Origin of the sequence: Paenibacillus hebaui, assembly GCF_051934385.1 — a bacterium.
Lineage (GTDB): Bacteria > Bacillota > Bacilli > Paenibacillales > Paenibacillaceae > Paenibacillus.
On the sequence record NZ_CP196836.1, the window covers coordinates 2,664,421 to 2,683,718 of the forward strand.

A 19,298-nucleotide genomic window follows, 5' to 3' on the forward strand; every position below is an offset into this window, starting at 1 on the left:
GGATTGATGGATTTTATATACGGAGAATATTTAATAAGTGACAACAAAGAAATTCTGGATATCCCAACGGTAAAGGGTTTCTTATTTAGAAGCTATTGGGCCAATAAGAGATCCGATGAAAAAATTGAGAAGTCCATCCATTCTTCAATATGTTTTGGGATTTATAAGGAAGAAATTCAAGTTGGTTTTGCAAGGGTTGTCACAGATGATGCGACGATGTATTGGCTTTGTGATGTTTTTATTCATGAGGAATATAGGGGTCAAGGACTTGGTAAGAAACTAATTGAAGTAATAACACAATCGGAACGTTTTAAAGATTTGATGGGGTTACTCGGAACATTAGATGCACATGAATTATATGAACAATATCAATTTAATAGAAATAATGAACGCTTCATGATAAGACTTCCTGATTATTTAAGGGGGTGATGTCTTTGAAAAGAGTTGTTTATTCTCTTTCTTTGATCATTGGAATAGTTTTTATAGCCCTTGGAGTAATACCAGCTATTTTTGCCTATCCCTACAGTGATGAACCAAACTCAGGGCCAGCAAGCTTATGGGAACTGATTATAATCTTTAGTTACGAACAGTGGGTATTGTTTCTGATTGTTGGTCTGATATTAAGTCTGTTTCTTGTGTTAAAACTACGAAAGACTTCATGATCGATTGGTTAGAATGCCTAAACAGAATTGATGTTGTTATGGCCAAATGTGAAATGACGAAGTAATTGTTTCTAATACATGAAGGGAGCGATTTTATCAATGTACAAAGTTAAAACAAAAGAGACAGACAACAGTGTCATTGAATTTATTGAAAGTGTTGAGAATCCCAAAAAACGTGAAGATGCGTATCAACTATTAGATATTTTCACTGAAACAACAGGGTATAAAGCAAAGATGTGGGGACCGAGTATTATTGGATTCGGCGCCTATCATTATAAATATGAATCTGGTCACGAAGGCGATGCACCACTGGTGGGCTTTTCTCCCCGAAAAGCAAAAATCAGTTTGTATTTTGCGACTGGTGATGCAGAGCGAGAGAATCTATTAAAAGACTTTGGAAAACATACAACAGGAAAAGCATGTGTATACATCAATAAAGTTGCAGATATCAATCTAGATGTATTACAAGCTTTGATCAACCAATCCATCAGGTTCTTGAAAGAAACCTATCCAAATCATTAATTCCATTAATCTGATATTATTGGAGCTCATGCGATGAAAGAAAAGAACATTGATATACGATGGGCGAACGCAAATGATGCAGAGGATCTTCTAACGGTTCAGAGACAGCCTTTAATATAGAGAAAGATCGTCATTTACTTGAAACCATTGATTCCAAAACAAATGAAGGAGGGTTTTTGAATGAAATTTATCGTATCTTCAAGTGTGATTGTCCTTAATGAGAGCAATGAAATCTTACTTATGAAGGGACGAAGAGGCTGGGAAATGCCTCAAGGCTGTGTAGAAGAGGGCGAGACTATTTCACAAGCTGCCATTCGAGAGGTTAAGGAAGAGACGGGGATTGATATTGAACTGATTAAATATTGTGGACTCTATCAGAATACTACCCGGGGAGTATGTAACAATATATTTACTGGAAAACCGATTGGAGGAACGCTAACTACAAGTATTGAAAGTGATGAGGTTGGTTTCTTTACACTAGAGCAGGCCAATGAAATGATAACCTGGGGGAATTTTAAGGAGAGAATCCACAAAGCACTGGACGATAGCACTCATCCCATTTTAGTTGAGTTCTCTGAATAATATGGGTGAAGGCTGGATATTAGCCATGATAAAGGTATAATGATCCATTTGGATAAAATAAGGTGGGATATCATGTTGTACGACGAGATCAATAAAACGATGACTACAAAGAGGTTATTATTGAGATTATTTACTAGAGCAGATGCTGAAACCGTTACCAGACTATGTAATGACTACAACATATATAGGAGTACACTTACATTACCTTACCCGTATACGATGGATTGTGCTTTGTTATGGATAGAACATCATAATGAAAACTTTAATGCGGATATATTATACGAGTTTGCTATTTGTGATAGGGAAACAGGCGCTTTATACGGGGCAATAGCATTATCTAATCATCAACGTCACGATAACGGAGAGTTATCTTATTGGGTTGGTCAACCGTTTTGGAGGAAGGGGTATGCAACAGAAGCTGCTAAAGCTATGTTAGACTTCGCTTTTAATGTAAAAAAATATCATAAAGTGTATGCACGACACTTTGCCTCTAACCCGGCATCCGGACAAGTGATACAGAACATAGGCATGATGAAAGAAGGGGTACTGGTTGATCATGTCAAGAAAGAGGACCGGTATGAGGACTTGATCTACTACGGAATTGTGAAACAGGAGGTAGCGCATGAACAATACAAATAAAATCCTGGGTGTGGTTCTTATGATTAGCAGTATTTTCATTTCAACTTTAGATAGAATCTCGGTGAGAATATCCACAGCTATAGTGGAAGCTGGATATGCGTCCGCTGGGGAAACGCGCGAGTTAATACCAGCAAACAATACGGGTTTTATGGGACTTCTCGTATACTTCCTGTTTTTCGTCGGTTTTGTACTACTGGTTGCTGGATTTCCTGGAAGTTCCCGAAAAAGACCCTAGCGGTAAACCAAACTGTACCTCATAGAGTAGACAGTCTAGAAAAAGTCTCTCTATGGGGTATTTTTGTTGAATGCCCCGATTAAGACAAGGATGGAGATCAACCCACGAGTGAAAACCTTTACATAGGGTACAGTTTAGTACCGCTGAGGCCAATTTTCAGTTAACCACTTCCTGATTTAATTCAGTTATCCCCGTATCTATTATTTCGTCCACTGACAGGCCCTCGCTTGCAAGTAATAAGGTCTCAATCATCTTAGCTCCCCACACACCCTCATTCTGCGAAATAACGGCGGACAGCTGTCCATTCAGCAACCCTTTTTCACTGGTTGGGCTGTCACCGAGAGCTATCAAATGCCGCTTTAGGCCTTTTGCTTTCCAGATCAGGGTAGAGGCAGAAACAGAAACGAAATCTAGCCCTATGATCGCGTTAAAGTGAGGGTGAGCATTAATCATGTTCTCCATATCGGCCATGGCTCGATCTTCGTTCCCTTGATTATAACTAACCTCCAATATTTCGATGGGTGTTTCATTGCGGATATAGTCAATAAACCCGTTTAGCCGCTGCTGCAAGCCATGCATCTCCTCTAAGCCATTCTCGACAAGAATCATGCCTTGATTATTCAGAAGTCTCGTTGTTGTCATCGCGAACTGACGGCCAGTGTGATAGTTATCGGCACCCACATAAGCAGTTCGATTGCTGGAGGGGGCATCCGATTCAAAGGTGATTACAGGGATACCCGCAGCTTGTGCCTGATTAATAACGGGTGTTAGTGCAGTAGCATCCACAGGCGAAATGGCAATGCCATCCACATTTTGCTTGATCATGTTCTCCATGATGCGGATTTGTTGTTCTGTATTGGCCTCATCAGGGGCATTTACGGTTAAGGTGATATTGTGTTTACCAGCAAATTCCGTTGCATCCATCGTAATCATTTCATACGTTGGATACGTCATCGGGTAGATAATACCGAATGTTTTGCCCTTTGTAGATTTCTCCATGGAGGTAGTTACATGAAGTGCTTCAGCCTGCTGCTTCGGACGAATCGGATGCATGTGGTCTGAACCGGATGTAATAACCATTGTGAGTATAAGCATTAGTTTGAGTATGAGTGCTGATTTGACTTTATTCATACATGGGCTCTTTTCTCTTATCTAATGGTCTGAACTGGAGTTCCTCAGATCCTTGAGTTCGGTATTCTCTTGGAGTAAAACCTGTCGTTTTCTTGAATATATTAGAGAAATAATGAGAATCGTTGTAACCGACTTTAAAAGCAATCTCAAAGGTCTTATTGCTGGTTGTTTTCAACAGTTCCTTGGCTTTTCCGATTCTTATTTTGGTTAAGTGCTCTGTTATGGTTTGACCGGTTTCTTGACTGAAAATTTTGCTTAGGTGACTTGGACTGATTCTAACATGTGCAGAAATCGTCTTTAACGAAACCTGTTCGTTATTATAATGGTGTGACACATATTCTTTAACCTGATCAATGACATCACTGTATTTTCCAGAAGATTCTGCTCTTCTCTGCCATAATTGGTTCAATAGAGAGCTTAGATATTGGGCACATTCTTCCCAGCACGTAATCTTTTGGATCGTCTGCTGGAGGCATTTAATGTTCTCATCCGGGTTGTTACCCATTCGGAATAACTGATTCGCCATTCGAAACGATTCCAAGGTAAGGTCATTCAACAAATAAAAGCCATAAGATGAGGACTTCCAGTCGATGGACTGCAATGGGGCGGCAAACTCCCGCACAAAACGGTCACGCATGTTAGGACTGCCGATTTTGAGAAATTCAAGAAACGGAGTCCTGTCGAGAAAAAGGTTCATTTTCTCACTAAGATTTATCTCACGGAGCGAGGCCTTATTCTGATGGGTGAGACGGGTAATATATTTATCTTCATCCGCTTCCAAATACGAGACATGGATACCTTGCAGACGCTCCTGAGTGCTTCCAATGCCCAGGACGATGTTACACTTGAACTCATGTTCAAGTTCCAATCGAACCTGACCTCGTAGCTGCTCCAGATATACGGATATGATGTCATCAGAACTGCACTTGAGTAGAAGAACCAATTCGGTCCGGCTTCGAATATAGGGAAGAAGTTCTACGTGGGGATCACGCGTTTCCTCCAGTACGTGAAGGATTTTGTTCATTAGTGCTTCCGAATCTTGGGAATCCTCTCTTGGTCGCACGTCAAAAATTGCAATCGTGTAGAACCTAGCAGAGAGAGGGAGAGAGAGACGTTTGGCTGATTCAATCGCATCGGTCGTACCGATGAGACCACCACACAAATCGGCAAGCAGTTTTTCTTTCGTTATCGTTTGGTTTGTCATTCGTTGTTGTTCTTCATCTAATTTCTGGCTGACCTTATGCAGGAGCTGAATGAGTTCTGCGGCGCTAATGGGCTTCAGACAGTAATCGGTAACACCAAGTCTGATCGCCTCCTGGGCATAGCTGAATTCATCATGACCGCTCATGATAATAATTTTGATGTCTGGCTTTTGTGTACGTACGATGGAGGTAAGTTCTAAACCATTCATGAATGGCATTTTGATGTCAGTGATCAGAATATCAGGAGCCCATTCATCGATTAATGGTAATGCAAGCTCTCCATCGGATGTATCTCCGCAATAATGAAAACCTTCCTTTTCCCAATCCACGCAGTTGCGTATATTCTCTCGGGTCCCGATTTCGTCATCTACGATCATCAGCTTTTTCAACGGTTAGCCCCCTTGCTTTTTGGGATACGAATCATAAACTTGCTACCTTCCATATACGTACTTTCCATTTCAACGCCATAGGATGGTCCGAAATAGAGCCGAATCCGGTGATGCACATTGAGTAGACCAAATCCGCCTTCTTGCTCGCCATCCTTTGGTGAAGGGGAGACTACCGGGTTATCAAGCTCTTCACGTAATTGTGCCAATCGATCAGTAGGCATGCCAATTCCGTTGTCTTGCACGGTGAGAATGATGTCTGTACCCTCCACATACCCCAGAATTGAAATGAGTCCTTGGCCACGTTTATTCTTAATACCATGATAGAGTGCGTTTTCAACTAGGGGCTGTAGCGTCATTTTCAAGATGGGATAATCCTGAAGCTCGCTGTCTACCCTGATTTCGTATTTCAAAATATCGTGGTACCTCATTTGTTGAATGACCAGATAATTCTGCGCATGTTCAAGCTCGGTTTTGATGGATACCCAGTCAAATCCTTTGTTCAGACTCAAACGAAAGAACTTCGAAAGTGCTTGTACAAGCTTGATCACACTTTCTTTTTTCTCTGCTTCGGCCATCCATATAATGGATTCCAACGTGTTGTATAGAAAATGAGGATTGATCTGAGCTTGTAGCGTACGTAATTCGGCTATTTTTACCTGTTCATTTTCTCTAATGCTCTTTTCGATCAGCGTCTTGATCTTCTCCAGCATAATATTGAAACTCTTGCCCAAATCAGCGATTTCGTCCGAGCCGGTTGGTGTGACCTTGGCTTCCAAGTAACCGTTCGCAGCTTTGCGCATCTTGTTCATAAGAATCTGAATGGGAAGAATAAGCCGATTATTAAGGAAAAAATATAAAGATATAGCAAAGAATGCGCTTAATAAAACACTGATAATGATCAACTGCCGAATGCCATTAGCCTCTGCGATGATCTCCTGAAAAGGAGCAACCCCGATAATTTTCCATCCGGTCTGTTTCGAGGTGCTATATACGACAAATTGAGGCTTCGATCTTGCGGACAGTGTAAAGCTGTCGTGCTCTAAATTTAAGGGTACCGATCGGATCTGATCTATAATTAAACTGGATGTCGGGTTAGCGGCCGGCCTAAAAAGAGTGGTTCCGTGTTGATCATTGATATAGAAAAAGCCGGAATCCTTGATGGTGGTATTCGTCAAAAAGTCATCAATCACCGAATCGTTTAAATCGATCACAATAAACCCGATGACCTCATGTGTAATTCGCTCTTTGACCGTTGCCATAATTGAAAGCGCATTCTGTTTAGGATAAGCAAACCCGTCAAGCCTATTATTTTCTGCGGCTGGTGCGGAATGAGGGATTCGCAGAATGGCATCCGGATACTGTACCAGATATTGAAAATAAGGATTACGAAGCGGATTTCGTTCCAGCTTAAAAATACCTTTTCGTTCACTTATGCCTTTTCCATAAAAATTAACAAACGAGATATTGAGTACCTTGTCGTATTTGTATGTTTCCCGATAGAGATTGTACGTCTGAAGGATCGCTTTGGCTTCTGGATAGGACTCAGATTGAGAGTACAAATACTGAAGTACCTGCGGGTTCTTACCCAGCTCTAGTAACCGCTCCGTATCTTCAAACATGATGTCGATGTTTCTAGCGAGCTGGTCAGCAACCAGTTGCGTAGAGGCCTTGTTATGATTGGAAACGACAGTATAGGATTTGTGGTAAGAAATCAATCCAACCACGATCAGTGGCACAGAACTGAGGATGATAAACATGCTGAGTAATTTAAGCCTGAGGCTTGAAGCAATCCATTGAATAAGTTTCAACGTATTCCACTCCATCTGAAGGGATCAAAAATGTACCATTATTATAGCATGATTTTCAATGATGTAAGAAAATCACTAAATAGTACACAATTAAACAAAGAAAATACACGTTTTGGCACTCCTCTTTTGGAATTGCTAAATTATTACATAAAAAACGCAAGAAATTCCATATTAGAGCAGAATAAAAGCGTTCTATAATGTGTTCACACCACAAGGTGAACTTAAAAAGGGAGGATCACAACATGCGAAGCAAAAAAAAGTGGGGACTTGCATTAACACTGACTATGGTGATGCTTGTAAGCACGGCATGTAACAGCACCAATGGAGGAACAAACTCAGGTGATACGACTTCAACCAACGGAAATGGTAGTACACCTGCCAGTGCAAAGACGATTACGCTCGGTTTTTCCCAGGTTGGAGCGGAGAGTGGCTGGCGTTCAGCGAATACTAAATCGATTCAGGATTCGGCCAAAGAAGCAGGCTATGATTTGAAATTCTCGGACGCTCAACAGAAACAGGAGAATCAAATTAAAGCTTTGAGATCCTTCATTCAGCAGAAGGTGACGGTGATCGCTTTTTCTCCAGTGGTTGAATCCGGTTGGGATACCGTATTGAAGGAAGCAAAAGATGCAGGTATTCCTGTGATTTTGACGGACCGTGCTGTGGATTCCCCAGATAAAACCCTTTACAAGACATTTATTGGCTCCGACTTCGTGGAAGAAGGACGCAAAGCAGGTCAATGGCTTAATGACAAATACAAGGATACACAAGAGGAAGTTAATATCGTTGAGTTGCAAGGCACCACAGGCTCCGCGCCAGCTAATGATCGTCAGGAAGGATTTATGGAACTGATCGGTTCGAATTCAAACCTGAAAGTCATTGCTTCGCAATCTGGCGACTTTACCCGAGCGAAAGGCAAGGAAGTCATGCAAGCCTTCCTCAAAGCACACAAAAAAATTGATGTTCTCTATGCACACAATGACGATATGGCGCTTGGTGCGATTCAAGCTATTGAAGCAGCAGGACTGAAACCAGGCATAGATATCACGATTATCTCCGTAGATGCCGTGAAGGATGGAATGCAGGCTGCGGCTGATGGCAAAATCAACTTTATCGTGGAATGTAATCCACTGCTCGGGCCTCAATTAATGGAAGCGGTTCAATCCGTAGTGGACGGGAAAGACATCGAACCTCGGATCGTAACTGATGAAACGACCTTTACATCAGAGCAAGCCAAAGAAGCACTACCGACACGCGAATATTAAAAGCAGATGCGGTTAACACCGAAAAGTCATTTTTCGACCTGACTGTCGCTAAATGGCTTTTTTCTATAACGAAGGAGAGGGTTATATGGCCGTTCAACCACCAATTCTACAAATGACGGAGATTACCAAACGTTTTCCGGGAGTTAAAGCGCTATCCAACGTTAGTTTCCGCTTATTTCCAGGAGAGATTCATGCCTTGATGGGTGAGAACGGAGCGGGGAAGTCGACGCTAATTAAAGTTCTGACGGGCGTTTATTCGATTGATGAAGGTACGGTGACCATGGAGAACCGTGTACTTTCAATTTCCGGTCCACTGGAAGCACAAAGGGCAGGAATCAGCACCGTTTATCAAGAGGTTAATCTTTGCCTGAACTTAACGGTCGCGGAGAACATTTTCATTGGGCGGGAGCCGATGAAGTTTGGCAAAATCAATTGGAAGCAAATGAACAAAGATGCGGAGAACCTTTTACGGGGAAGATTGAATCTGGTCATTGACGTTAAAGTTCCTCTCCAGACGTATTCGGTCGCGATCCAGCAACTAATCGCTATTGCAAGAGCACTTAGTATCTCGGCAAAAGTACTTATTCTGGATGAACCAACGTCCAGTCTCGACAAAAACGAGGTGCAACAACTGTTCCAAATTATGCGCAAGCTGAAGAGTGAAGGTCTAGCCATTCTTTTCGTTACTCATTTTCTCGATCAGGTGTACGAAATGTCGGATCGTCTTACGGTGCTCCGGAACGGTGAGTTGGAAGGAGAGTACATAGCAGCAGAACTTCCACGCATGGAGCTGGTGCTCAAGATGATCGGCAAGGAACTCGAAATACTTGAAGAGCTTCCAAAGGAATATGACCAAGTGAAGGCAGAGGCGGGAGATGTCATGATTACCGCTACTGCGCTTGGACGCAAAGGGGCCATTGACCCGTTTGATCTGACCATTCGCAAGGGAGAAGTTGTTGGCTTGGCAGGGCTATTAGGATCGGGCCGGACCGAGATTGCTCGTCTCTTCTTTGGTGCAGATCGTCCGGACGAAGGCAAGCTGATCGTTGCCGATACAGGAAGTACAGTCAAGTCGCCGCGTCATGCGATTGATCAGAACATTGCTTTCTGCTCGGAGAATCGTAAAACCGAAGGCATTATCGACGATTTGACCATCAGGGAGAACATTATTTTGGCTTTTCAGGCGACACGAGGCTGGTCCAAGCCCATTTCTCGCAAGAAGCAGGATGAGATTGCTGAAAAATACATCAACCTGCTTAATATCCATCCGAAGAACCCGGAGCATCTAATTAAAAATCTGAGCGGCGGCAATCAACAAAAGGTACTGCTTGCTCGGTGGTTGCTGATGAACCCGGATCTGTTGATTCTTGACGAACCTACACGCGGAATCGATATCGGTGCAAAGGCGGAGATACAGAAACTCGTGCTCTCCCTCTCGAAACAAGGCATGGGCGTTCTGTTCATTTCCTCGGAGTTGGAAGAAGTGATTCGTGTCAGCGACCGGGTATCCGTACTTCGCGACAGGAAAAAAGTGAAAGAGCTAAGCGGCGATCAGATCAATCAACAGCAAATTATGAAAGCAATGGCAGGAGGTTGAAGTGATGGTGGGCAAGATGCGGAAACATCATTTGTTTTGGCCGTTATGTATGCTTGGTTTACTTTTAATAATTAACTTGCTATACTCTCCCGATTTTTTCTCGCTTGTTATGCGTGATGGGAATCTGTATGGCAGTTTAATCGACATTCTCAATTTTGGAGCACCGTTAATTCTGGTATCTATCGGCATGACGCTGGTTATCGCAACCGGGGGTATCGATTTGTCCGTAGGTTCTATTGTAGCCATCTCTGGTGCAGTTGCTTGTATGACCATTAGTAAAGGAACGGACCAGAGCTCGTTGTGGCTCGTGCTTGGTGCACTTGGGTTATCCATCGGTCTCTCCTTGATCTTGGGCGTATGGAACGGGGCGCTTGTATCCGTTGCCAAGATCCAGCCGATTATTGGGACTCTCATTCTGATGGTGGCTGGACGTGGTATCGCGCAATTGATTACTAGTGGACAGATCATTACCGTATCCAATGCCAAATACCAATATATCGGTGCTGGATCACTTGCAGCTCTACCATTTTCCATCTTCATCGTATTGATTGTCCTGCTGATTGCATCTTTACTCACGAGAAAAACAGCGTTGGGGCTATTTATTGAATCGGTCGGGAGTAACGCCAATGCCAGCCGACTGGCAGGTATTCGTTCAAAAACAGTGATCCTCACGGTCTATGTCTTCTGTGGTCTCTGTGCCGGAATTGCTGGACTTATTCTCAGCTCCAATGTGTCCAGTGCTGATGGAAATAACGCAGGTCTGTGGTATGAACTTGATGCCATTCTTGCTGTAGTTATCGGTGGAACTTCTCTCAATGGTGGTCGCTTCTATTTGATGGGTACGGTTGTGGGAGCACTCATTATCCAAACCTTAACAACGACGATTTACATGATCGGGGTACCGCCAGAAATTACACTGGTTGTAAAAGCCTTTGTTGTATTGGCCGTTTGCTTGATTCAATCGGACTCCTTCCGCAAGTCGATTGTGATTCGTTGGAAAAAGCGGAAGTTTCCAGCTGAACAGGGGGTTAACCGGCATGTCTCTTAATCGAAAGTATCTCCCGGTCTTGGTCACACTGGGCTTGTTGGTCGTGATGTTTGCGATAGGCTCTTTCCGTTACACCGGATTTTTTTCTTTACAAGTACTGTTTAATCTCTTAATTGATAACGCCTTCTTAATTATTACTGCGATTGGTATGACCTTCGTTATTGTATCGGGAGGAATCGACCTGTCGGTTGGTTCTGTCATTGCTCTGACGACCATAATCAGCGCAAGTCTGGTAGAAAAGCAAGGCTGGTCACCTGCAATTGTTATCCCGATGGTGCTTGTTATGGGTGCATTGTTTGGCACATTAATGGGCGCGATTATCCACTATTTCAAAATTCAGCCCTTCATCGTGACGCTGGCTGGCATGTTTCTGGCACGGGGGCTATGTTATGTCATCAGTATCGACACCATTACCATCACCAACTCATTTTACACGAATGTTGCACAGGCAAAGATTCCGCTGCCAGGAGGAAGCTTCGTTTCTATCAATGTTATTCTTGCACTGGTCGTTGTACTGCTTGCGATCTATCTTGCACACTACACCCGTTTCGGGCGCAACGTTTACGCCATTGGCGGAAGCGAGCAATCCGCAATGCTCATGGGACTGCCGGTTGCACGTACGAAAATCTTAGTGTACACGTTCAGTGGCTTTTGTTCGTCGCTGGCAGGCGTAGTCTTTACGTTCTATATGTTATCTGGTTATGGATTGCACGCCATGGGTCTCGAACTCGATACCATCGCGGCTGTTGTGATTGGAGGAACATTGCTAACAGGTGGTGTCGGCTATGTTGCGGGAACCTTTATTGGCGTATTGATACAGGGTGCTATCCAAACTATAATTAGTTTCGAAGGAACACTCAGCTCATGGTGGACAAAGATTGTGATTGGTCTGATGTTGTTTGTCTTTATTTTGTTCCAAAGACTTCTTAGTGGACGGAGAGTATCCGCCAAATCATCACATTAAAGTTGAATATGAAAATGAGAATAATTAACAATATGATCTACATCGTTGGTTTTAGAAAATAACAGGAGGATGGGGGATGGATTAGTGAAGAGACAGGTTAACTGGCTGTGCTTCTTATTGCTGCTATTGCTGCTATTACTTGCCGGTTGCACAACGCATGAGTCTGCTCCTCTTCCTGTTCCATCCGACATAGAATCCCTTCCATCGGTTGATGACTGGATGCAATCGTCGGTATCCAAGGACATCTCTACGAAACCCATTATCTTGGGTTTTTCACAACTGGGCAGAGAGAGTGCTTGGCGTATGGCGAACTCCACGTCTATTCGAGATGCTGCTGCTGAATCTGGAATTTCCCTCATCATGAACAATGCGGAACAGTCTCAGACAAAACAGTTCGAGGCTGTTCGGTCTTTCATTAAACAAAAGGTGGATGTCATTGCCATTGCACCGGTTGTGGAATCTGGCTGGGATGAAATCCTTCAGGAGGCCAAGAGTGCAGGTATACCCGTGATCATCGTAGACAGGTCAGTAGACGTCAAGGACACCTCGCTTTTTGTGACGACGATTGGATCGGACTTCTATGAGGAAGGGGTAAAAGCCGGGAAGTATGTGCAGGATCGCATACGAAATCATCCTGGATCGATCCGAATCGCAGAACTACAAGGTACGAGTGGATCTACTCCCTCCATCCAGCGTGGAGAGGGTTTTAGACGCATCATGGACACCAGAGCGGATGTCATCTTCTCACAAAGTGCTCCTGCAGATTTTACGGAGGACAAAGGAAAGCATGTGATGAAAGGATTCCTTCAGGTTCCAGAAGATGAAAGGCCGCAGGTTCTTTTTGCCCATAATGATGAGATGGCTTTCGGCGCTATACAAGCGATCGAAGAGGTGGGTTTGAAACCAGGAGAAGACATCATCATTGTCTCGGTAGACGGCTCTCGAAAAGCACTCGAAATTCTGGCGAGCGGGCAGATCAACGCTGTGGTGGAATGCAATCCGTTGCTTGGTCCTCAGGTCATGCAGGCTACAAAAGAGATTATTGCAGGTCGTACACTACCGAAGCAAATGGTGCCCCCGGAGGACATCTTTACACAAGAGAGTGCGAAACGAGAGATGCACAACAGGCGGTTCTAGAGGATCGTTATTCTGGATTTATTATGGGGGCTACCTATTGGTAGCTCCATTTTGCCATGTGCTTGTGGTCTAGTTCAATCGGGCAGGCTGTTCCGTAAGCCGCAATACGAATCTACTTGAAAAACAAAGTATCCGCAGGCGAAAGGGTTTGGTTTAGTAATGGAGAATATAAGTTAACGAAGCAGTTTGTCCATTTTCATTCCGATGACTAAGATCCCTATGAAAGCATAAGCGTGATATGGAAATCATTGGACACTCACTAGATTTGGGAGGTCAACATGAGAGAGAGCGATTACACAGATTATTATTGGCAGGATGAGAAGGTTAGATTACGTGCCATTCAGGAAGAAGATTGGGAGAGTTGTTACATCAGTGGCTTTGATACACCTGCTCGCATTTTATTAGAATGTGTTGTGGAGTTACCGCCTACCGTATCAGAATCTAAGAAATTCGTGGGAGAAAATGCGAACTTCACTTCAACGAATGGACGCATTATGTTTACGATTGAGAACCTCAAGGGTGATAGTGTAGGTGGCATTAATCTAAATAGTATTGACGAGAGAAACGGAACATTCAGCATAGGCATTGTCATTGATAAAGAATACCGAGGTCGGGGTTATGGAACAAGTGCAATGACCATTTTATTGAAATATGCTTTTCTGGAACGGAGACTTCATAAATTCAATGACTATGTTCTTGAAGGAAACGAAGGATCTGCGAAGATGTTGCGGAAACTCGGTTGTGTGCAAGAAGGGGTCCGGCGTCAGGTGGTGTATGTAAACGGTAAACATTTAGACTTTATCTTGTTTGGATTAACGAAAGATGAATTTATGGAGAACCAAGGGAAAATCGCGAATTGATAAAGGAAATGTATATGAAACGAACCATTATCATTAGCGACATTCATGGATGTATCGATCAGCTGAATCAGTTGTTGAATTTCATCCATTTCAATTCTGTAGAAGATCAGTTAATTTTACTTGGAGATTATGTGGATCGTGGTCCCCATAGCAAGCAAGTTGTGGATAAAGTCATTGAACTGGTACAGAAGCATCGGGCCATTGCTTTACGAGGGAATCATGATCAGCGATTAGTTGATCTGATTAACAATCATAGTCTCTCGGTGCAATCCAAGTTTTTGGAACATGGCGGCGTTCAAACTCTTCAAAGTTATTGTGGTTCCAATGACATCTCTGATGAAATGCTGAAACAGTCCAGAGAAAGAATAAAATCGGAGTATGGTCATCACATTGATTTTTTGGCTGAACTACCTCTATATCACGAGGACCATGATCACATTTATGTACATGCGGGGCTGAATCCCGAATATGTGGATTGGAAGAATCAGCCTGAACATGACTTTAAGTATATCAAGGATGAGTTTATCAGATCAGAATTCCATTTAGACAAGAGAATTATATTTGGACATACGAGAACGATTGATATTTATGGCAAACCGGATATCTGGTTTCATAAAGACAAGATAAGCATTGATGGTGGATGTGCGTATGGCCTGCAATTAAACGCTTTGATTTTCCAAGAAGGGGCTTACCAAACAGAGCGAGTCATGAATTAAAAATAGACAAGACAGGGTGAGTTTAATGAAGAAAGTACCTTTATTTGTTGTTACAGGTGCCAGTGGAACAGGTAAATCAACAGTATGTTCACTGGTTCGCAGGATGCTTCCTGATTTTGATGTATTTGATATGGACATTATTGATAATGTGGATTGGCAGATTGCCAAAGCAAATTGGCTTAGAATTGCCTATAGTATTTCTTTAAGCGGCCGTGGTACTGTACTTTGTGGAACGATGGTTCCAGAAAATATTGAGGCAGCGGATCATAAAGATAAGTTCGAGACGATTCGGTATATTAACCTGCATTGTGATGATGAAACGCGTGCTGAAAGGTTATACGCTCGAGGCTGGGGAGAAGACGCTGTTCAAGAACATAAGAATTTCGCCAATTGGTTAGTACAGAATTCAAATACAGCTTTCACGCCTCCAATGTCAACGATAGACACCACATTACTTCAGCCTGAAGAAGTAGCCAAGCATATAAAGGAATGGGTTTTAGCAAATTGGTGAGTGATTTATCCTTCAGCTTAGAAGGCGTTTGTATTTAGCAGCGTCAAACTCAAGCAGTGTCTCCTTGAAATAATTCAGGGTTGAGGGGAAAACGTATACATAAGGAGGAAAACATCAGTGATGGATGTATTTGCTGTAGCAGATATTATCATTAACCGTATTAAGTGTGAATACCCACAGGATGTTGCTATTGTTGGATATTATGGATCGTATCTGCAAGGAAGGGCGACAGAGAGATCGGATCTGGACTTCTTTTTTATACCAGCCACAACAAGAGGAAAAGAACTTGAACTGCAATTCATCATAGACGGCATCAGTTTTGATTTTTATCCGATTGAATGGAGCCGTGCTGAAAGAATGGCGGCAATGGAGGACTGGAATACGACCATCATTGCGGATTGTGAGTTATTGTATGTCAGATCAGAAGAAGATCGGGAAAGATTCCTTCAACTCCGTGAGAAGATAGCAGCTATGAAGGACCCATCCAGGGCTGGTGCCTTAATAAATCAAGCTGAGCATATCCTGAGGGATTGTTTTCTTATTTTGGATAAATTAAGGCGTGCGGGAGATTCTTTGAATCTGTCCTATAGTCGAACCCTGGCACAGGAGATCGCTGGTCATTTGTTCAAATGTCTTGCTTATATGAATCAAACGTACTACACACGCAGTTGGGGCCATTATCGCGAACAAGTCAGGAAGCTTTTGGTAAAGCCGGATCAACTGGATGTACACTTGGATACCATAATGTTCAGTCATTCACCAGATAAGATCATGTCTGCATGTGAGCAATTGATTATGGAAACGCTTGCGCTGCTCTCCGAACAAAGAAAACATCAGAAAGAAACTCGTTCTTACCCGGATCGGATGAAGGGGTTTTATGAAGAGGAACGAGGAATGCTGAATAAACTGTTGACCGCGTGTGAAAAGGAACATTATGAGACCGCTTATTTTGTGGCGATTGGCGCGCAGGATGGTATCGCACGAATATTATATGCTGCCGAAAAAGGACGCTGGCCCGGGCACTTTGAATTCATGGAGTATCGTGAGCTGTATGATCAATTGGGGTATCCGGATCTGACGAATCTCCTTGACCCAACGGACTTTGAACCATTACGGATCGTCACCTTGCAGCTTATAGAAAAGCTGGAACATCATATTACGTCAGAAGGTGTACCGTTAAACAGCTTTGCTTCTGTCGCGGAATTTGAATCCTTTTATAGGAGCTGAGAGAATGGAAGTTAAAAATCAACGTGGTGATGTGATCGGGAAAATTCAGTTTCAGACCACAGTCGATCAGGGTGAAATCCAGCGCATTATTTTAGATTTGGCGCCCGGTGAAGGTAAAGGCATCTATATCGCGGATGCTGTGGATAACAATTTCACTCAACAAACGAATTATGCAGCCAGAGATTGGGACGCAGATCTCGATGCTCTGAGAGAAAAATTGCATCCTTGGAAACCGCGTTTTCCAACAGACTCGGATGTTCGACATATTCAACTATATTATGGCTTCGACAACCTAACTGTCCAAGAAATCGATGAAATGAATTGCAGAGAGCGAAAGCACGGGAAGAAACGTAGTTGTAAAAGATCTGAGACCTCACGATGTCATAACAGGCATTAGCCTTTCCTACCGATCAGAACGTGGATCATTTCACCTTCAAGTATTTGGCACGACCAAAACTCGAATTCATATTCCTGACGCTAAGGCATTCCAGATCGAAAGAGTGAATGTCCGAGGCCATGAGGGGTATTATATTTCAGACGCTGGACAAAGGAAGCTGGTCTGGATCGAGGAGGATAGCGGTGGCAAAGCATTACAATATGAGATTACGGGAAATGATTTTTCAAAAGCAAGGGTCCTTGGCATCGCTGAATCCATGATGGAATGATACTTGTAATTAGTACTGCATGTTTAATGAGGTAATAGGCTTTGACGTCTACCGCGTGGTCTGGCATAGCCCTGTTTTGGATTTTACAGAAAAGTGGTATGGAATTCATATAATCCCCCAAATCCTTTTGTATACTTAGTTTGCTTGATATAGCGGACTAAAGGATTAGGTGGTAGACTACATGTTGAAAAAACGCGACTTGCACGAATGCCATACACTTTACGGCTTAATGACAGATCCTATGGTGTTTCCTTACGTTCGTTATCCTTGTAAGTCGTATGAAGAATATGTTTTTATGACCCAGCAGTTAATTGTAGAGGAAGAACAAGGCACAGCGATTTCCAGAACTATTCTTAACGACATGGGCCATCCCATTGGAACCATTGAGCTATATAACATTGCGGATCAAACCGGCTTTTTGGCTACATGGATGGGCGTACCGTATTTTGGAAAAGGGTATAATCAAAAAGCGAAGCAGTCATTTTTCGTTGAACTTTTTCTTGAACAGCACATAAAGAAGGTATATATGAAGATCCGCAAACAAAATATCCGATCCAGGAAAGCGGTAGAAAAATTATCGTACGTACACTTGGCTAATGCAACAAACTGCGAAGTATATCATTCCATAAATAACGGTCAACATCGGTATGATTTGTATCAGGTGGAGCGTTCGGATTTTTTGGAAAGCATGGAGGGTTTACGGCACGTGGTTGCCACGTAGTCTATCCAGAACGGGTTACATTAGCGGCGTCAGCTATGGCGGCGCTATTAACTTATCATTCAACCCTATGAGAGATTCAACAAACCGGCGTGATTCAGGCACAGTCTCTTTTATGATAGGATAGGAATACATTGAATGATTGGGATTTACATATGCCAAGGGTGGGTTAATCCTGCTCACGAGAAAAGATATCTCTCTAGGAGGAATGCTTGTGTCAGACCAGGAGGAAGTTTTGACTGGCGGCAACGTGAATCAGGTTGTGAAAGTAGGAAACACGTTTCGACGATGTACCAAGCCTAATCCATACGTGAACGAACTGCTGTTACATCTGGAGAATGTGGGTTATGACCACGCCCCTCGTTATTTGGGAATTGATGAACAGGGAAGAGAAATACTCTCTTACCTGGATGGTAACGTTCCAGGCAATGACTACCCCGAGATCGAAGGGTACATGTGGTCGGATGAGTCACTGACCGCAGTAGCGAAGCTCTTGAGAAGTTATCATGAGGCGACCGTGGGATTTGCGGCTTCTTCACCGTCCCGTTTTCCCTATTCAGAAACATCTCAACATGAAGTGGCGTGTCATAACGATTTTGCATTATATAACATAGTCTATAAAGATGGTTTTCCATCAGGAATTATTGATTTCGATATGGCAGGTCCGGGCCCGCGTTTATGGGATATGGTATATACACTGTATACCTCTGTCCCCTTGGCAGGTTTTTCACCAGGGAAAGATGAGCGGGAAGTCGTTCCGTACCATAAAGAAGATCATGCATCTGAACGGAAAAGACGTATAGCTTTGTTTTTTAATGCTTACGGTATGGATGTGCCGGCTGATCTGAAGGAATGGGTGATCTCTCGTATTCGTTTCATGTGTACCACGTTAACGGATCGTGCTGCGTTGGGGGAAACGGCTTTTGTCAAAATGATTGAAGAGGGCCATTTGGCTCATTATGAGAACGAAGTAATGTTTCTTGTGAAGCATTTCGATGACTGGAGTTAATCTTATGAAAGCGAACAAACGGGAGAGGTGTACAGATGATATATCGGCGGAAAACATATATTGTAGCTTCTTCATTCGTAGAGGAGTTTAATGCGTTATTTAATGATATTCTATTACCTTCCCAATTGAAGTATGGATCAAGACTTATTGGAAGATGGCATACGCCTATGGACGAGAACACCAGTGAGATTTTTGCGATGTGGGAGTATGATACGGTTGAACAATATGAAGAAATAGAGAAGAAGATTAAGTCTGATCACGAACATGTCATGCGAGTTCAAGAACGGTTTGATCTGATTGGAAGACATCGATATAAGGACGTATTTCGAGAAGAAATGAAGCAGCAATTCTTTACGTCGACAGTTGACAGAGATCAGACCATTTTAAAAGACAGACCTTGACCACAGCTGG

23 protein-coding genes are annotated in these 19,298 nt (G+C 43.0%); 20 read left to right on the forward strand and 3 right to left on the reverse strand.

What is annotated here, in order from left to right; genetic code table 11:
* Positions 1-6 precede the first annotated feature (6 nt).
* The 6 genes from ACR32F_RS12315 to ACR32F_RS12340 all read left to right on the forward strand — a co-directional run bounded on the left by ACR32F_RS12315 (position 7) and on the right by ACR32F_RS12340 (position 2,640).
* On the forward strand, positions 7-429 hold the full coding sequence (locus ACR32F_RS12315; RefSeq protein WP_440118962.1) for a GNAT family N-acetyltransferase: 423 nt from the start codon (positions 7-9) through the stop codon (positions 427-429).
* Between the two features lie 5 nt (positions 430-434).
* Entirely contained in the window at positions 435-662 is a 228-nt protein-coding gene (locus tag ACR32F_RS12320) for a hypothetical protein (RefSeq protein ID WP_440118963.1), read from the forward strand.
* 99 nt (positions 663-761) lie between these two features.
* Complete coding sequence (locus ACR32F_RS12325) at positions 762-1,184, forward strand: DUF1801 domain-containing protein (protein ID WP_440118964.1); 423 nt, start codon at positions 762-764, stop codon at positions 1,182-1,184.
* A gap of 180 nt (positions 1,185-1,364) precedes the next feature.
* A complete protein-coding gene (locus ACR32F_RS12330; protein ID WP_440118965.1) occupies positions 1,365-1,766 on the forward strand; it encodes an NUDIX hydrolase in 402 nt (133 codons plus the stop codon).
* Between the two features lie 72 nt (positions 1,767-1,838).
* Positions 1,839-2,405, forward strand: a complete 567-nt coding sequence (locus ACR32F_RS12335; RefSeq protein ID WP_440118966.1) for a GNAT family N-acetyltransferase — start codon at positions 1,839-1,841, stop codon at positions 2,403-2,405.
* Positions 2,389-2,640: a hypothetical protein gene (locus tag ACR32F_RS12340; RefSeq protein ID WP_440118967.1), complete on the forward strand. Its 252-nt coding sequence runs from the start codon at positions 2,389-2,391 to the stop codon at positions 2,638-2,640. Before ACR32F_RS12335 ends, ACR32F_RS12340 begins: the two co-directional genes overlap by 17 nt.
* 156 nt (positions 2,641-2,796) lie before the next feature.
* Here the strand turns inward: ACR32F_RS12340 and ACR32F_RS12345 are convergent, their stop codons facing one another.
* The 3 genes from ACR32F_RS12345 to ACR32F_RS12355 are packed head-to-tail and all read right to left on the reverse strand — an operon-like array spanning position 2,797 to position 7,170.
* The gene (locus tag ACR32F_RS12345) at positions 2,797-3,771 is read right to left on the reverse strand and encodes a sugar ABC transporter substrate-binding protein (protein ID WP_440118968.1); all 975 of its coding nucleotides are present in this window, start codon (positions 3,769-3,771) and stop codon (positions 2,797-2,799) included.
* A complete protein-coding gene (locus ACR32F_RS12350) occupies positions 3,764-5,362 on the reverse strand; it encodes a response regulator (protein ID WP_440118969.1) in 1,599 nt (532 codons plus the stop codon). The genes ACR32F_RS12345 and ACR32F_RS12350 overlap by 8 nt, the downstream gene beginning before the upstream one ends.
* Entirely contained in the window at positions 5,359-7,170 is a 1,812-nt protein-coding gene (locus ACR32F_RS12355) for a cache domain-containing sensor histidine kinase (protein WP_440118970.1), read from the reverse strand. Before ACR32F_RS12355 ends, ACR32F_RS12350 begins: the two co-directional genes overlap by 4 nt.
* A gap of 242 nt (positions 7,171-7,412) precedes the next feature.
* Here ACR32F_RS12355 and ACR32F_RS12360 point away from each other — a divergent pair, with 242 nt between their 5' ends.
* From ACR32F_RS12360 to ACR32F_RS12425, 14 genes are all read left to right on the forward strand, one after another.
* Complete coding sequence (locus tag ACR32F_RS12360; RefSeq protein ID WP_440118971.1) at positions 7,413-8,435, forward strand: substrate-binding domain-containing protein; 1,023 nt, start codon at positions 7,413-7,415, stop codon at positions 8,433-8,435.
* An 85-nt stretch (positions 8,436-8,520) separates the two neighbouring features.
* Positions 8,521-10,032, forward strand: a complete 1,512-nt coding sequence (locus ACR32F_RS12365; protein WP_440118972.1) for a sugar ABC transporter ATP-binding protein — start codon at positions 8,521-8,523, stop codon at positions 10,030-10,032.
* Positions 10,033-10,036: 4 nt separating this feature from the next.
* Entirely contained in the window at positions 10,037-11,080 is a 1,044-nt protein-coding gene (locus tag ACR32F_RS12370) for an ABC transporter permease (RefSeq protein ID WP_440118973.1), read from the forward strand.
* Positions 11,070-12,044, forward strand: a complete 975-nt coding sequence (yjfF, locus tag ACR32F_RS12375) for a galactofuranose ABC transporter, permease protein YjfF (RefSeq protein ID WP_440118974.1) — start codon at positions 11,070-11,072, stop codon at positions 12,042-12,044. Before ACR32F_RS12370 ends, yjfF begins: the two co-directional genes overlap by 11 nt.
* An 84-nt stretch (positions 12,045-12,128) precedes the next feature.
* Positions 12,129-13,181, forward strand: a complete 1,053-nt coding sequence (locus ACR32F_RS12380; protein ID WP_440118975.1) for an ABC transporter substrate-binding protein — start codon at positions 12,129-12,131, stop codon at positions 13,179-13,181.
* Positions 13,182-13,459: 278 nt separating this feature from the next.
* Complete coding sequence (locus ACR32F_RS12385) at positions 13,460-14,041, forward strand: GNAT family N-acetyltransferase (protein WP_440118976.1); 582 nt, start codon at positions 13,460-13,462, stop codon at positions 14,039-14,041.
* A 14-nt stretch (positions 14,042-14,055) separates the two neighbouring features.
* A complete protein-coding gene (locus tag ACR32F_RS12390) occupies positions 14,056-14,757 on the forward strand; it encodes a metallophosphoesterase family protein (RefSeq protein ID WP_440118977.1) in 702 nt (233 codons plus the stop codon).
* Positions 14,758-14,782: 25 nt separating this feature from the next.
* On the forward strand, positions 14,783-15,268 hold the full coding sequence (locus tag ACR32F_RS12395) for an AAA family ATPase (RefSeq protein WP_440118978.1): 486 nt from the start codon (positions 14,783-14,785) through the stop codon (positions 15,266-15,268).
* A gap of 120 nt (positions 15,269-15,388) precedes the next feature.
* Positions 15,389-16,495 carry a hypothetical protein gene (locus ACR32F_RS12400; RefSeq protein WP_440119804.1) on the forward strand — a complete coding sequence of 369 codons (1,107 nt, stop codon included), beginning with the start codon at positions 15,389-15,391 and terminating at the stop codon, positions 16,493-16,495.
* Between the two features lie 4 nt (positions 16,496-16,499).
* Complete coding sequence (locus ACR32F_RS12405; protein WP_440118979.1) at positions 16,500-16,892, forward strand: hypothetical protein; 393 nt, start codon at positions 16,500-16,502, stop codon at positions 16,890-16,892.
* Positions 16,888-17,160, forward strand: a complete 273-nt coding sequence (locus ACR32F_RS12410) for a DUF4367 domain-containing protein (protein ID WP_440119806.1) — start codon at positions 16,888-16,890, stop codon at positions 17,158-17,160. The genes ACR32F_RS12405 and ACR32F_RS12410 overlap by 5 nt, the downstream gene beginning before the upstream one ends.
* 181 nt (positions 17,161-17,341) lie before the next feature.
* The gene (locus ACR32F_RS12415; protein WP_440118980.1) at positions 17,342-17,881 is read left to right on the forward strand and encodes a GNAT family N-acetyltransferase; all 540 of its coding nucleotides are present in this window, start codon (positions 17,342-17,344) and stop codon (positions 17,879-17,881) included.
* A 205-nt stretch (positions 17,882-18,086) separates the two neighbouring features.
* Positions 18,087-18,887 carry a phosphotransferase gene (locus ACR32F_RS12420; RefSeq protein WP_440118981.1) on the forward strand — a complete coding sequence of 267 codons (801 nt, stop codon included), beginning with the start codon at positions 18,087-18,089 and terminating at the stop codon, positions 18,885-18,887.
* 35 nt (positions 18,888-18,922) lie between these two features.
* Positions 18,923-19,288: an NIPSNAP family protein gene (locus ACR32F_RS12425; RefSeq protein WP_440118982.1), complete on the forward strand. Its 366-nt coding sequence runs from the start codon at positions 18,923-18,925 to the stop codon at positions 19,286-19,288.
* Positions 19,289-19,298 lie beyond the last annotated feature (10 nt).